This window comes from Marinobacter antarcticus (assembly GCF_011049865.1).
Lineage (GTDB): Bacteria > Pseudomonadota > Gammaproteobacteria > Pseudomonadales > Oleiphilaceae > Marinobacter > Marinobacter antarcticus_A.
Map to the genome: position 1 here is coordinate 1 of NZ_DRGY01000078.1, position 15,009 is coordinate 15,009.

Consider the following 15,009-nt stretch of genomic DNA (forward strand, 5'->3'; position numbering starts at 1 on the left):
CCCATCCCAGGAAGGGAAAGGGAGAAGGACATGCTAGGGGTAAACTACCCGGATAAAACAGCAGATGCAGGCCCGCAGGATATTTACAGACGTATCGTCAAACAGGTCGGCGGTGTCATCATTGCCATCAGCACCCTGGTGTTGTTGTCATGGGTCTTTGATATCGAAGCGGGGAAACGGATACTGCCCAACTTTGAGTCAATGAAGTTCAATACGGCACTTTGCTTCATTGCCTGTGGCTTCATCCTGAGTCGTAAGGCATCTGCTGCGGCTTCCACCCGCGATCCGATCGCTGCGTCTCTGGCTTTATTCATACTCGTGGTATCCGGTCTTACGCTTTTCGAATACGGGTCAGGTTGGCGACTTGGCATCGATAATCTTGTGATTTCGGACACGACGACACCTCCAGAGAACTGGCCCGGGCGCATGTCGGCCGGCACGGCTTTATGTTTTAGCCTGGTCGGTGCTGCGTGGTTAGCCATCGCGCCGTCGCGTCGCCGCTCCATAATGGTATTTCAACTTCTCACCTTTGCAGTAATCCTGATCAGCGGCGCGGCGCTGATCGGTTATGTGTTCGGCGTGCAGCAGTTCAGACTGTCTGTTTTTTCCACCATGGCGTTGCACACGGCGGCGCTGTTTGTGCTCTGTGGTGTGGCCATGCTTTTCGTTCGGGCCGAAGATGGGCCCATGAGCTCTGCCGTGAGTCCCTACGTTGGTGGTCGCTCACTGCGGCGCTTGATGCCGTTCATTATCGTAACGCCGGTACTCGCGGGCTGGCTTAGCATGCAGGGTGTGGCGGCTGGCTACTACGCCGAGGCATTCGGTTTTGCACTGGGTAGCCTGTCCAGCATCCTCGTGCTTGGTTTTGTTGGCTGGCTCGGCGCCGATGCCCTCAACCGCGAGGAAGAACGCTTTCGCTCAACGATTGATTCCTCCCCCGTAGCCGCGATCATGATTGACGAGAACGGCATTATCGGGATGGCCAACCAGCGCGCGCATTCCTTGTTTCTTTATCCAGCACGTGAGTTGGTAGACATGCAGGTGGAAAATCTGATGCCTGACAGGTTCCGCCAGAACCGTATGGGCTTTCGCCGCGAGTATCTTCACTGTTCAGAGCAACGGATAGCGGAAAAAGGCCGAGAATTCTTTGCCCTGCGTCAGGACGGCACGGAGTTTCGAGCTGAGATCGCTCTGAACCCTGTGCAGACCGCCGATGGTCGTTATGTCATGGCGGCGATCATGGATATCACGGAGCGCGTAGAGGCTGAGCAGAAAATTCTGAGTCTGAATCGAATTCACAAGGTTCTGAGCGGTATCAATATGTTGATCGTGCGCGCCCAAACACGCGACGCGCTTTGCGATGAGGCCACACGGATCGCGGTGGAGGAGGGTGATCTGCCCGCAGCACTGCTGGTGGAGTACAACCGTGAGTCGGATCAGTGCAAGATTCTGCACTCACACGCGACCGACAAGCGGCTCCAGGCTCGACGTTTGTCCGGCTTCGAGACGGATACAATCCGTGAATGTCTTCAGAGCCATCACGCTGTTGTCTGTAACGACCTGGCTGAACACCACGGCCACGGTGATTTGCAGGGCCTGGTCGATCTCGGGATACGGGCACTGGTCGCGTTTCCGCTGACCTCCCAGGACGTCTCATTGGGGGCAGCTTTGGTGCTCTACCGGCACGACTCGTTTTCATTTGATCAGGCTGAAATGAAGCTTTTGCATGAGGTTGCCGGCGATATTTCGTTCGCGATTACTAATCTGGAAAAGAGCCAGCGTCTGGAGTATCTGACGCATTTTGACCGTGTTACGGATCTGCCAAATCGCCTGCTGCTGACCGACCGGCTGCAGCAGGCCATGTTCCAGGCTGACAGCCAACAGGGCATCCTCAGCATTTTGTATGTGGACATCGATCGCTTCAAACAGGTTAACGACAGTCTCGGGCACACAGGTGGCGATGCCGTGCTGCGACAGGTGGCGAAGCTGATCAGCTCATGCGTGGGCAAGGCCGATACCGTATCGCGCTGGGGCGGCGACGAATTCATTGTTCTGCTGCCTGGCAAGAGCGCCGCAGACGTCTCCGCGATTGCTAACGGCATTGCCGACGCGCTGCACTCGGTGATTGTGCTGCACGACGGCCAGGAGTTGTTCGTCTCGTGCAGCATGGGCATCGCAGAATACCCCCGCAACGGCACGGACATGGATGCAATGATCAACAGCGCCAAAAGCGCTATGACCATCATTAAGGAACTCGGAGGCAATGATTATCAGCATTTCGTGCCGCGAATTGAGGGGGCTGATGATGGGTTGGCTATGGAGACATCCTTACGACACGGATTGGTGCAGGGTCAGTTCCAGTTGTATTACCAGCATCAGATCAACATCGCGACTCGTCAGGTTGTCGGGCTGGAGGCCCTCTTGCGTTGGCATCATCCAACACAGGGCATGATCGCGCCAGATCGCTTTATTCCTTTGGCTGAGAAGACCGGATTAATCATACCTATTGGTGAATGGGTGCTGCGTGAGGCCTGCCTTAAGGGCGCCGCGGTGCCGGGGCTGAAAATGGCGGTGAACCTGTCTGCCCGCCAGTTCCATCAGGACAACCTCGTCGCCGTAGTGCAACAGATCCTGGAAGAAACCGAGATGACGCCGGCCGACCTGGAACTGGAAATAACGGAAAGCGCCCTGATGTACGACGTTGAATCGGCCATTATCACGATGACGGAGCTGGCCAACTTGGGCGTGAACATTTCCCTCGACGATTTTGGCACGGGTTATTCCAGCTTGAGCTACCTTAAGCGCTTCCCGATAAACACGCTCAAAATCGACAAATCCTTCATCGCAGAAGTGACGACGGACCCCGACAGCAAGGTGATCGTTAACACGATCATCGCCATGGCGCACAGTTTGGGGCTTAAAGTTATCGCTGAAGGCGTGGAGTTTGAAGAGCAGTACTTAATGTTGCTCAACCGCGACTGCGATCAAGCTCAGGGCTATCTGTTTTCCCGGCCAGTACCCCATCAAGAAGCGATTGGCATTGCCCGGCTTTGATTGCCTCGCGTCCTTCTTCCTTCCCTCCCGCCCCATCGCACCATAATCGAGCGTGTCTTTTCTGGCTGCACTTTTTTGGACCTGCCAACCTGCGCCATGATCTTGGCTGAGCGTCTTCTTTCGAAAGTAAATATCTGAAATATAAAGGAGTTTGTAAAGGCTGGAACGACTCATGCAGAGGTAGGTTGCGTCACTGACGAACTGCGCAATCCACTAGAATGCAAAGGACGATGAAATGAGCATCAACAAACTCGTTAAGCTGGGCCTCTGTGCCCTGGCACTCTCTATCTCTTTCAACTCCGTTGCAGCGGAAGATCCTATCAGGGTCGGTATTCTGCACTCCCTCTCCGGCACCATGGCCATCAGTGAGTCCACCCTGAAAGACACCATGTTGATGCTGATCGAAAAGCAGAACGCAGCCGGTGGCGTGCTGGGCCGCAAGCTTGAACCCGTGGTTGTCGACCCGGCCTCTAACTGGCCGCTGTTTGCAGAGAAAGCCCGTGAGCTGTTGGCAAAAGACAAGGTAGACGTGATCTTCGGCAACTGGACGTCGGTTTCCCGTAAGTCCGTGCTGCCGGTGATCGAAGAGCTGAATGGTTTGCTGTTTTACCCGGTTCAATACGAGGGCGAGGAGTCGTCCGAGAACGTGTTCTACACAGGTGCAGCCCCCAATCAGCAGGCCCTTCCGGCGGTTGATTACCTGATGAACAACATCGGCGTTGAGCGCTGGGTGTTGGCCGGCACCGACTACGTATACCCGCGCACCACCAACAAGATCCTCGAGACCTACCTCAAGGATAAGGGCGTGGCGGCCAGTGACATCATGATCAACTACACGCCGTTTGGTCACTCCAACTGGCAGGCCATCGTTTCCGATATCAAGGCGTTTGGTAACGCCGGCAAGAAAACCGCCGTGGTTTCAACCATCAACGGTGACGCCAACGTTCCGTTTTACCGCGAGCTGGGCAACCAGGGTATAGACGCGGCAGACATTCCGGTGATTGCCTTCTCCGTGGGCGAACAGGAATTGTCGGGCATAGATACCGGCCCTCTGGTAGGGCATCTGGCTGCCTGGAACTACTTCATGAGCGTGGACAGCGACGCCAACTACGATTTCATTGATGACTGGGTTGCCTACTCCGGCAATGAAAACGCCGTGACCAACGACCCCATGGAAGCGCACTACATCGGCTTCAACATGTACATCGAGGCGGTCAAGAAGGCCGGCACGGCTGACGTAGACGCGGTGAAAGACGCCATCATCGGCGTATCAGTGCCCAACCTCACCGGTGGTTACGCCACCATGATGCCCAACCACCACATCACCAAACCGGTGCTGATTGGCGAGATTCAGGACAACGGCCAGTTCTCCGTGGTCTGGGAAACGCCGTCTACCGTGGCGGGCGACGCCTGGTCTGATTTCCTGCCGGGGTCAAAAGACCTGATCAGCGACTGGCGCAAGCCGCTGTTCTGCGGAAACTTCAACGTGGTGTCCGGCACTTGCGGTGGCCAGGCGAAAGCCGCTGCCCAATAGTGTTTGAAACGGTCTGCATCACCGTTTCGCGGGCGCGGGGTTGTTCCTCGCCCGCTTTTTAACACAGCACTTTTGGCCTCACCCCTATTAACAATAACAGGACATAACCATGGGCATTTCCAGACTGCTCAGCCATCTTCTGTGCGCTTGCCTCTTGTGTTACGCCGGCTTTTCACAGGCGCAGGTAGAAGACACAGAAGCACAGAAACTGCTTACCGCACTGGCAGAATCCTCATTCGCGCAAAAGAAAGCCGTGGTCAATCAGATTGCCGAAAGCGGCGACGAACGCGCCCGGGGTTGGCTCGAATCCTTCTCCAGCAACAAGCTGGCGCGTGTTGAGTCCAGCGGGCAATTCATTATCGTGCTGGAAAACCGGGGCCGGGACTGGACCGTGGAAAGCGCGCTCACCGGCGAAAATCTTGGTGACATGTCCCGCCGCGACATAGACACCGTTCGCGTTAACAACGCGTTGCGTAACGAGATTGAAGGCATTCTCTCGGTTATCGATTTGAAGAGCCCGGATGAAGCCAACCGTTTATCCGCCGCCCGCGCGCTCAAAGGCAGCGTGGAAGGCACACTGGCCGAGCGCCTGCCGGAGCTGATTGACGCCGAGCAGAGCATGTCGGTTCAGGCTGCGCTTACCGAGGCCCTGGCCATTTTCAACGTGGAAGAGCAGGGCGACGTTGCTGCCGTGGCAACCCTCGCCGGCAGCCTCAATTCACAAGCCCGCGCCGCCCTGCAGCAGGCCATGCGCAGTGACAACGCCGAGCTTGCAGCTGCGGCCACCGACGCCATGGCAAGCATCGAGCAGAAGCTGAAGCTAAACCGCGCCGCCGAGACCCTGTACTTCGGGTTGTCTCTCGGCTCGGTATTGATGCTGGCCGCCATTGGCTTGGCGATTACCTTCGGCGTGATGGGCGTTATCAATATGGCCCACGGCGAACTCATCATGCTGGGTGCCTACACCACGTGGGGCATGCAGCAGTTGCTTCCGGGCCAGCCGGGTTTGGCGCTGATCCTGTCTATTCCCGCCGGCTTTCTGGTGTCGGCACTGGCCGGCATTGCGATAGAGCGCACCGTTATCCAGCATCTTAAAGGCCGCCCTCTGGAAACCTTGCTGGCCACCTTTGGCGTCAGCCTGATCCTGCAACAGTTGGTGCGAACGGTTATCTCACCGCTCAACCGCACGGTGATTACGCCTGACTGGATGAGTGGTTCGGTGATGATCAACGAAGCCCTGTCTCTCACACTCAATCGCCTGTACGTGATCGGCTTTGCGCTGGTGGTATTTGCGGGCCTGATGCTGATCATGCGCAAGACCCGCCTGGGCCTGGAAGTACGCGCCGTTACCCAGAACCGTGCCATGGCGCGTTCCATGGGCATCAAAGCAACCAGAGTAGACATCCTCACCTTCGCACTGGGTTCCGGCGTGGCCGGCCTGGCGGGTGTTGCGCTCTCCCAGATCACCAACGTTGGGCCCAACCTTGGCCAGAGCTACATCATTGATTCGTTCATGGTGGTGGTGTTCGGCGGCGTGGGTAGCCTGTGGGGCACCCTGCTGGCGGGTATGACGCTGGGCACGATCAACCAGCTTCTGGAACCCTGGGCCGGCGCTGTGCTCGCCAAAATCATGGTGCTGGTTTTCATCATCCTGTTCATTCAAAAACGCCCCCGGGGACTCTTTCCCCAAAAGGGCCGTGCGGCGGAGGGTTAAGGTATGTGGTTAACAAGACCCCTGCAGGAACGCTCCACTCGAATTTTCCTGGGTGTGCTGTTCGCCTCGCTGGTGATTGTTAGTGTGCTGCATGTGTTCATGCCGCAAGACAGCGCCCTGCATGTAAGCGCTTACACCGTTACGCTGCTGGGCAAGTACCTGTGCTACGCGTTGCTGGCGGTGGCGGTGGATCTGGTGTGGGGTTACCTCGGTATTCTCAGCCTGGGCCACGGCGCCTTCTTCGCCCTGGGTGGCTACGCCATGGGCATGTACCTGATGCGCCAGATTGGTGATCGCGGCGTGTATGGCGATCCGACCCTGCCCGATTTTATGGTGTTCCTGAACTGGCAGGAGTTGCCCTGGTACTGGCTTGGCTTCGACATGCCCTGGTTTGCGTTCATCATGGTGCTGCTGGTGCCGGGCATTCTCGCCCTGGTGTTTGGTTTTCTGGCCTTTCGTTCACGGGTAACCGGGGTGTACCTCTCGATCATTACTCAGGCGCTGACCTTCGCGCTGATGCTGGCCTTCTTTCGCAACGAGATGGGCCTGGGCGGCAACAACGGCCTGACCGACTTCAAAGACATGCTCGGTTTTGATTTGCGCACCGATGCCACCCGCCTTGGGCTGTTCATCGCCACCGGCGTTGCCCTGGCTATGGGTTACGTGATTTGTCGCGGCATTGTGACCAGCAAGCTGGGCCGGGTGAGTATTGCCTGCCGGGATGCCGAGGCGCGCACGCGCTTTCTGGGCTACCGGGTAGAGCGGGTGCAACTGTTTGTGTTTGTGGTTTCCGCCATGCTCGCGGGTGTGGCCGGTGCGCTCTACGTGCCGCAAGTGGGCATTATCAACCCCAGCGAATTCTCGCCGCTGTTCTCCATTGAGGTGGTGGTTTGGGTAGCGCTGGGTGGCCGCGCCACGCTTTACGGCGCCGTTATCGGGGCCATATTGGTGAACTACGGCAAAACCGTGTTCACCGGCATCATGCCGGACGCCTGGCTGTTTGCCCTTGGCGGCCTGTTTGTTCTGGTAACCGTGTTCCTGCCCAAAGGAATCGCGGGCCTGTTGTTCAAGCCGAAAAAGGCCAAGGTTGCCGACAACACACCCCCGGAACAGGAGGCGACCGCATGAGCATTCTTCAGGAACTGACCAATCGGGATCAAGTGTTTGAATTTCTCACGCCGGCGCAGTCCCCGGTGGATGTGCGGCACGGGCCTATCCTGTATCTGGAAGACGTGAACGTGAGCTTTGACGGCTTCAAGGCCATCAACAATCTCAACCTCACCATTGATGACGGCGAGCTGCGCTGCATCATCGGCCCCAACGGCGCCGGCAAAACCACCATGATGGACATCATTACCGGCAAAACCCGACCAGACACCGGCTCGGTGTGGTTTGGCAGCCGCCACAACCTGCTCAACCTGAGCGAACCAGACATTGCCACCCTCGGCATTGGCCGCAAATTCCAGAAGCCCACGGTATTTGAAGCGCTGACGGTGTTCGAGAACCTGGAGCTGGCCATGGCGGCGGACAAGCGGGTGTTCCCAACGCTTACCGCCCTGATGAAACCGGAATATCGGGATCGCATTGATGAAGTGTTGGAAATGATCGGCCTCAAGGCGCTGCGCCAGGCCCTCGCCGGCATTCTCTCCCACGGTCAGAAACAGTGGCTGGAGATCGGCATGCTGCTGATGCAGAAGCCGCGCCTGCTGCTGGTGGATGAACCGGTGGCCGGCATGACCGAACAGGAAATGGAACGCACCGCCGAACTGCTCACCAGCCTGGCCGGCAAACAGTCGGTGGTGGTGGTGGAACACGACATGGGCTTTGTGCGCTCCATCGCCCGCAAAGTCACCGTTCTGCACCAGGGCAGCGTGCTGGCGGAAGGCTCCATGGACCAGGTGTCTAATCACCCGGAAGTGATCAAGGTGTATCTCGGGGAGGAAGCTTGATGCTTGTTAATAGCCTGATGCCTGCTAATAGCCTGATGCTCAAGGTAGACAAACTCAACCAGTATTACGGCGAAAGCCACACCCTCTGGGATCTGGAGCTGGACGTGCCCCAGGGCCAATGCACCTGTGTGATGGGCCGCAACGGCGTGGGCAAAACCACACTGATGAAATGCATCATGGGCGAGGAAAGCGTGAAGAGCGGCTCCCTCACGTTCGCCCAAGACGTGGAACTCACCCGAAAGAAAATCGAAGATCGCTCCCGCCTGGGCATTGGCTACGTACCCCAGGGCCGGCAGATATTCCCGCTGTTGACCGTGGAAGAAAACCTGCGCACCGGCCTGGCCGTGCGCAAAGACGGCAGCAAAAAAATCCCCGAGCGGGTGTACGAACTGTTCCCGGTGTTAAAGGAAATGCGCCACCGCCGGGGTGGTGATCTCTCCGGTGGCCAGCAACAGCAACTCGCCATTGGCCGGGCGCTGGTCATCGAACCCCGCCTGCTGATCCTCGACGAGCCGGGGGAGGGCATCCAGCCCAACATCGTTGCGCAGATTGGCGAGGTTATCCGCAAGCTGATCAAGGAAGACGGCCTCACCGTGTTGCTGGTGGAGCAAAAGCTGCCGTTTGCCCGCAAATACGCCGACCGCTTCGCCATACTCGACCGGGGCCGCCGCGTGGCCCAAGGCGAAATCGCGGACCTGTCCGACGAACTGATCAAGAAGCACCTCACGGTATGACGGTTTTCCAGCGGGTAGAAGCTGTGCATCACCCAGAGCCTTTCCATCGATCAGGCCAGGAGTCTGGCCACCGTTTCGATTTGGCACGGCGCTGGGCCGCGGGTTTGTCTCTCGGCTTTGAAGCAAGGGTAGAGGCGCAAGGCAACGGTAAACAGAAGCCAATTACCCGCCTTGTGCGCCGAAAACATCATGGCCCCTTAAGAGTGCAGCGACCTTTTTATCCGGAAGGGCGGCACGGCTGCTGCCACGTGTATCTATTGCACCCGCCCGGCGGGCTGGTGAGCGGTGACGAGCTTCGCATTGAGGCCTCGGTAGACGATGGCGCCCACGTGCTGCTCACCACGCCGGCGGCGGCCAAGCTCTATAAAGCCGACAGCCACGGCGTGGCCTGGGGGCAGCACACCCGTCTGCAGGTGGCCAAAAACAGCATCCTCGAATACCTGCCCCAGGAAACTCTGGCGTTTGACGGCTCCCGGGGCGAGCAAACCACCACCATTGAACTGGAAACCGGCGCCAAGTGCCTCGGCTGGGAAATTCTCGCCCTCGGCCGCCCGGCCAGCAAGCTGCCGTTTGTCTCGGGCCATCTGGAACAGCGCTTTCGATTGCGGATGGACGGCCGCCCGTTATGGCTTGAACGCCAGCTTATGGACCCGGCCCATCCCCGATTTCAAGGCCACTGGGGCCAAGGCGGTGCCACCGTGCAGGCCACCCTGTGGGTGGTGGGGCTGGAAGACGAAGCCGCCGCCATCGAACAACTCAGGGAAACCCTGCCCGCCAACCCCCGCTGGGCCGTCACCCGCCGCCGTGGTGTGGTGCTGCTGCGTTATCTGGGGCAGGAAAGAAACGAAGCCTGGGCACTATGCCAGCAAGCCTGGGAACTGCTCAGGCCAAGACTCACCGGCCAGCCGGCCAGTGTTCCCCGAATCTGGCTGACCTGAACACCCTTACCCGCAAACTGCGCGAATAGCAGATTGATAAACGGAGTGACAGAACATGGAATTGACGCCCAGAGACAAAGACAAACTGATGCTGTTCACCGCCGGTCTGCTGGCTGAACGGCGCAAAGCCCGGGGCCTGAAACTGAACTACCCGGAAGCCATTGCCCTCATCAGCGCCGAAATTATGGAAGGCGCCAGAGCCGGCCAAACCGTGGCAGAGCTGATGAGCAGCGGAGCCGAGATTCTCACCCGGGAAGACGTGATGGACGGCATCGCCGACATGATCCCGGAAGTGCAGGTAGAGGCCACCTTTCCGGACGGCACCAAGCTTGTCACCGTTCACAACCCCATCGTATAAGGAACGCGCCATGATTCCCGGAGAATACCAACTCAAAGACGGCGATATCGAGCTTTGCCAAGGCCGCGAACGCATCCAGATTGACGTGGCCAACACCGGCGACCGCCCGGTTCAGATCGGCTCCCACTATCACTTCGCCGAAGCAAATCCTGCGCTGAATTTTGATCGGGCCAAGGCAAGAGGCTATCGCCTGGACGTGGCAGCCGGTACCGCCATTCGGTTTGAGCCGGGCCAGTCCCGCCAGATCACTCTGATTCCATTTGCCGGCCGTCGCGAGATTTACGGCTTCCGAGCCGACGTAATGGGCAAGCTGGAGGCGCAAAAATGAAAATCAGCAGACAAGCCTACGCCGACATGTACGGCCCCACCGTGGGCGATCGCGTGCGGCTGGGCGACACCGAGCTGTGGATTGAGGTCGAAAAAGACCACACCCACTACGGCGACGAAGTAAAATTCGGCGGCGGCAAAGTCATCCGCGACGGCATGGGCCAAAGCCAGCTTGCTGACGACACCGTGATGGACACCGTTATCACTAACGCCCTGATTCTCGATTGGTGGGGCATCGTAAAAGCCGACGTGGGCCTCCAGAACGGCCGCATCGCCGCCATCGGCAAAGCCGGCAACCCCGACACCCAGCCAGATGTGACCCTCGTGATTGGCCCCGGTACCGAAATCATCGCCGGCGAAGGCAAAATCCTTACCGCGGGTGGCATCGACTCCCACATCCACTTCATCTGCCCCCAACAGATTGAAGAAGCCCTGATGAGCGGCATAACCACCATGCTCGGCGGCGGCACCGGCCCGGCCACCGGCACCAACGCCACCACCTGCACACCCGGTGCCTGGCACATGGGCAAAATGCTGCAGGCTGTGGACAGCATGCCCATGAACATCGGTTTTCTGGGCAAGGGCAACGCCAGCCTGCCTGAAGCCCTGGATCTGCAAATAAAAGCCGGCGCTATCGGCCTGAAACTGCACGAAGACTGGGGCACCACCCCGGCCAGCATCGACAACTGCCTTACGGTGGCCGACAAGTACGACGTGCAGGTAGCCATCCACACCGACACCCTGAACGAATCCGGGTTTGTGGAAGACACCCTGGCCGCGTTCAAAGAGCGCTGCATTCACACCTACCACACCGAAGGTGCCGGTGGCGGCCACGCGCCAGACATCATCACCGCTTGCTCCAAGCCCTACGTGCTGCCGTCGTCAACCAACCCCACGCGGCCCTACACCGTGAACACCATCGACGAACACCTCGACATGCTGATGGTGTGCCACCACCTGGACCCGAACATTCCCGAAGACGTCGCTTTCGCCGATTCCCGCATTCGCCGCGAGACCATCGCCGCAGAAGACATCCTGCACGACCTGGGCGTTATCTCGATGATCGCGTCTGACTCCCAGGCCATGGGCCGGGTGGGTGAAGTGGTGTGCCGCACCTGGCAAACCGCCCACAAAATGAAACAGCAGCGCGGCCTGCTGCCGCAAGATGAAAGCCTGGGCGCCGACAACTTTCGCGCCAAACGCTACATCGCCAAGTACACCATCAACCCCGCCATCACCCACGGCATTGGCCACGAAGTAGGCTCGGTAGAAGTGGGCAAGCTGGCGGACCTGGTGCTGTGGAACCCGGCGTTTTTCGGCGTAAAGCCGGCCCTTATTGTGAAGGGCGGCATGATAGCCGCTGCGCCCATGGGCGATCCCAACGCCTCAATCCCCACGCCCCAGCCCGTGCATTACCGGCTTATGTTCGGCGCCTTCGGCAAAGCCGCCAGTGCCACGCGCCTGACGTTCGTAAGCCAGGCCGCGCTGGATGCCGGCATTGGCAAAGAACTGGGCCTGGACAGCCCGCTGGCGGCCTGCAAAAACGTGCGGCAGGTGCGCAAAGCCGACATGAAACTGAACGACGCCTGCCCGCACATCACCGTAGACCCGCAAACCTACGAAGTGCACGCAGACGGCGAACTGCTTACCTGCGAGCCGGCCTCTGAACTGCCCCTGGCCCAGCGCTACCACTTGTTCTGAGCCAAAACCGGAGAACCTTATGTTGGAACTGATTAAACGCATTACCCACGTAGACACCGCCGAAATTCACGATAACCTCACCCTGCCATACGAACTGCGCATGCGAGGCCGGCTGCGAACCACCACAGAAACCAGCCAGGACGTTGGCCTGTTTCTGGATCGTGGCCCGGTATTGCGGGATGGCGACCTGCTGCAGGCCAGAACCGGCGAAATCATCCGAATTCGCGCGGCGGAAGAACCCGTGGTGACCGCCCACATCAAAGCCGGTTTGCCCATGGCACGCCTGTGCTACCACCTGGGCAATCGCCACGTATCCCTGGCCATTGGTGAGGACAAACAGTGTGGCTGGATTCGGTTTCCGCCAGACCACGTGCTGGAAGAACTGGCCGAACGCCTGGGCGCCGTGCTTGTGCGCCACACAGCGCCGTTTGATCCCGAACCGGGCGCCTATTCCAAGGCCGGACAAGCATCTGGCCATCACGGGCACGGCCATGCTCACGCCCATTAACAGCCTTGCCGCAGCAGCCAACGACCTGGCATTGCTGGGCCTGATGCAACTGGTCAGCCCAGCGCTGCCCATCGGCGCCTTTGCCTGGTCTCAGGGGTTGGAAAGCGCCTTTGAACTCGGATGGGTCGATAACGAAACAGGCTTGAAAGACTGGCTGGAGGGCGTTCTGGAAGATGGCCTGAGCCGCTGCGAATTGCCCCTGCTGATGCGTTTGCAAAGCGCTTGGGCAGCCGACGATGCCGAGGCTATTGCACAGTGGAACGACTGGCTGCACGCCACCCGGGAAACTGCCGAACTGAGCGACGAAGACACCCGCCTTGGCGGGGCACTGGTCACCCTGCTGCGCAACCTGGGCCTGCTGCCCAATGCCAGCCTGATTCCCGAGCAGCCGGGTTACATCACCATGTTCGCCTGGGTGGCCCACCACCGGAATGTACCCGGGCGCCAAACGTTACTCGGCTTCGCCTGGGCCTGGCTGGAAAACCAGCTGGCAGTTGCCTGCAAAGCGTTGCCCCTTGGCCACACCGCCGCCCAACGCATCACCGAACACATGCGCCCCCTGTTGGTAACCGCCGTTGAAATTGCCCTGCAGCGGGACGACCAAGAGCTTGGCCCGATATTGCCCGGCCTCGCCCTCGGCAGCGCCCTACACGAAACCCAGTATTCACGGCTTTTCAGAAGCTGAAGAACACACATTGATGACAAGAGAAACGGAGAACACGCCATGAAACATTGTTTGAGAGTGGGAGTCGGTGGCCCGGTAGGCTCCGGCAAAACCGCCCTGTTGCGCCAACTGTGCAGTGCCCTGAAAGACCACTACGACATAGCCGTGGTGACCAACGACATCTACACACGAGAAGACGCCGACTTCCTGCTCAAGCACGACGCCCTGCCAGCCGACCGCATCCTGGGCGTGGAAACCGGCGGTTGCCCCCACACCGCCATCCGCGAAGATGCCTCCATGAACCTGGCGGCCATAGACGATCTGCAAAACCGACACCCGAACCTGGAACTGGTGCTGATCGAATCCGGCGGCGACAACCTCTCCGCCACCTTCAGCCCGGAACTGTCTGACCTCACCCTGTACGTGATCGACGTATCCGCCGGCGACAAAATCCCCCGCAAGGGCGGCCCCGGCATCACCAAATCCGACCTGCTGATCATCAACAAGATCGACATCGCCGAATACGTGCATGCCTCACTGGACGTGATGGAGCGGGACTCCAAAAAGATGCGCGGCGAGCGGCCGTTTGTGTTTGCCAACCTGTATGACGGGGTAGGGCTGGAGACCATTATCAGCTTTATTCTGGAGCGCGGGATGCTGCCGGAACGGCGCCCTGAAAAACTTGCCGAAACAGCCTGAAGGCCCGGTGAACAGAATCTATTGAAAACCAGGAGAAACATTATGAAAGCAATCACCCGAGTACTGATGGCCACCGGCCTGATGGTTACCGCCACAGCCGCCTCCGCTCACGCCGGCCACGACGCAGGCACCGGCTTCGCCAGCGGCCTGTTGCACCCCATGCTTGGCCTGGACCACCTGTTGGCCATGGCCGCCATCGGTTTCTGGAGCGTGCGCCAGTCCGCCACCCTGAAAAGCGGCACACCCCTTTTCGTGATCGCTGGCATGATCCTCGGGGCAGTCATCGCCTGGGGCGGAATGAGCCTGCCCGGCGTTGAAACCGGTATTGCACTCTCGGTGCTGCTGGCGGGTATTCTGATTGCGACTATGACCAAACTGCCCACCGCCGTAGGCGGAACACTGGTAGCGGCCTTTATGGTGTTTCATGGTTTTGCGCATGGCACCGAAATGCCGGCTGGAGCGGCGTTGTTGGCTTATTTGGCTGGTTTCTCTATTGCCACACTGGCGCTTACGTTTGTAGGTCGGGGACTTGGTGCATTGATGCAAAAGGCTGATAATCGGTTTGGGCGAGTGCTGGGTGGTGTGGTTGCTGCAACTGGGGCTTTGCTTGCAGTGGCGTAAGATAAGAGATTTGGATAAAAAATAGCGATAAAACAGAAAGCTGCGTGGGCCTACCGCGCAGTTTTTTATTGGTGCGCCAGGCATGGCGCGCAGCGCCTTGACGGCGCTATTCCCTGAGCTGTGGTGGCAATGGGATGACTTGGCGGTGGAAGTCCGCTACCGACCCGGCAAGGGGAACGGTTAGCCGAACGGCAAGGGTGTCCACCGC

Annotated in this window: 14 protein-coding genes; all 14 read left to right on the forward strand. The window is 59.0% G+C overall.

Features of this window, described 5'->3' with window-relative positions:
* Nucleotides 1-30 precede the first annotated feature (30 nt).
* The 14 genes from ENI00_RS10165 to ENI00_RS10230 all read left to right on the forward strand — a co-directional run bounded on the left by ENI00_RS10165 (nucleotide 31) and on the right by ENI00_RS10230 (nucleotide 14,801).
* Nucleotides 31-3,054: a sensor domain-containing protein gene (locus ENI00_RS10165; RefSeq protein ID WP_304101699.1), complete on the forward strand. Its 3,024-nt coding sequence runs from the start codon at nucleotides 31-33 to the stop codon at nucleotides 3,052-3,054.
* Nucleotides 3,055-3,289: 235 nt separating this feature from the next.
* A complete protein-coding gene (gene urtA / locus ENI00_RS10170; RefSeq protein WP_304101700.1) occupies nucleotides 3,290-4,588 on the forward strand; it encodes an urea ABC transporter substrate-binding protein in 1,299 nt (432 codons plus the stop codon).
* Nucleotides 4,589-4,697: 109 nt separating this feature from the next.
* Entirely contained in the window at nucleotides 4,698-6,302 is a 1,605-nt protein-coding gene (gene urtB / locus ENI00_RS10175) for an urea ABC transporter permease subunit UrtB (RefSeq protein WP_304101701.1), read from the forward strand.
* 3 nt (nucleotides 6,303-6,305) lie between these two features.
* Nucleotides 6,306-7,430: an urea ABC transporter permease subunit UrtC gene (gene urtC, locus ENI00_RS10180; RefSeq protein ID WP_304101702.1), complete on the forward strand. Its 1,125-nt coding sequence runs from the start codon at nucleotides 6,306-6,308 to the stop codon at nucleotides 7,428-7,430.
* The gene (gene urtD, locus ENI00_RS10185; RefSeq protein ID WP_304101703.1) at nucleotides 7,427-8,251 is read left to right on the forward strand and encodes an urea ABC transporter ATP-binding protein UrtD; all 825 of its coding nucleotides are present in this window, start codon (nucleotides 7,427-7,429) and stop codon (nucleotides 8,249-8,251) included. Before urtC ends, urtD begins: the two co-directional genes overlap by 4 nt.
* 35 nt (nucleotides 8,252-8,286) lie before the next feature.
* Nucleotides 8,287-8,985, forward strand: a complete 699-nt coding sequence (urtE, locus tag ENI00_RS10190) for an urea ABC transporter ATP-binding subunit UrtE (protein WP_304101713.1) — start codon at nucleotides 8,287-8,289, stop codon at nucleotides 8,983-8,985.
* A complete protein-coding gene (locus ENI00_RS10195) occupies nucleotides 8,982-9,923 on the forward strand; it encodes an urease accessory protein UreD (RefSeq protein WP_304101704.1) in 942 nt (313 codons plus the stop codon). Before urtE ends, ENI00_RS10195 begins: the two co-directional genes overlap by 4 nt.
* 55 nt (nucleotides 9,924-9,978) lie before the next feature.
* On the forward strand, nucleotides 9,979-10,281 hold the full coding sequence (ureA, locus tag ENI00_RS10200; protein WP_304101705.1) for an urease subunit gamma: 303 nt from the start codon (nucleotides 9,979-9,981) through the stop codon (nucleotides 10,279-10,281).
* A gap of 10 nt (nucleotides 10,282-10,291) precedes the next feature.
* Complete coding sequence (locus ENI00_RS10205; RefSeq protein WP_304101706.1) at nucleotides 10,292-10,609, forward strand: urease subunit beta; 318 nt, start codon at nucleotides 10,292-10,294, stop codon at nucleotides 10,607-10,609.
* Entirely contained in the window at nucleotides 10,606-12,309 is a 1,704-nt protein-coding gene (gene ureC, locus ENI00_RS10210) for an urease subunit alpha (protein ID WP_304101707.1), read from the forward strand. The genes ENI00_RS10205 and ureC overlap by 4 nt, the downstream gene beginning before the upstream one ends.
* 19 nt (nucleotides 12,310-12,328) lie before the next feature.
* On the forward strand, nucleotides 12,329-12,817 hold the full coding sequence (gene ureE / locus ENI00_RS10215; protein WP_304101708.1) for an urease accessory protein UreE: 489 nt from the start codon (nucleotides 12,329-12,331) through the stop codon (nucleotides 12,815-12,817).
* Nucleotides 12,801-13,502 carry an urease accessory protein UreF gene (locus tag ENI00_RS10220; RefSeq protein ID WP_304101709.1) on the forward strand — a complete coding sequence of 234 codons (702 nt, stop codon included), beginning with the start codon at nucleotides 12,801-12,803 and terminating at the stop codon, nucleotides 13,500-13,502. Before ureE ends, ENI00_RS10220 begins: the two co-directional genes overlap by 17 nt.
* A gap of 39 nt (nucleotides 13,503-13,541) precedes the next feature.
* A complete protein-coding gene (ureG, locus tag ENI00_RS10225; protein ID WP_304101710.1) occupies nucleotides 13,542-14,180 on the forward strand; it encodes an urease accessory protein UreG in 639 nt (212 codons plus the stop codon).
* A gap of 42 nt (nucleotides 14,181-14,222) precedes the next feature.
* The gene (locus tag ENI00_RS10230) at nucleotides 14,223-14,801 is read left to right on the forward strand and encodes a HupE/UreJ family protein (RefSeq protein WP_304101711.1); all 579 of its coding nucleotides are present in this window, start codon (nucleotides 14,223-14,225) and stop codon (nucleotides 14,799-14,801) included.
* The last annotated feature ends 208 nt before the right edge of the window (nucleotides 14,802-15,009 follow it).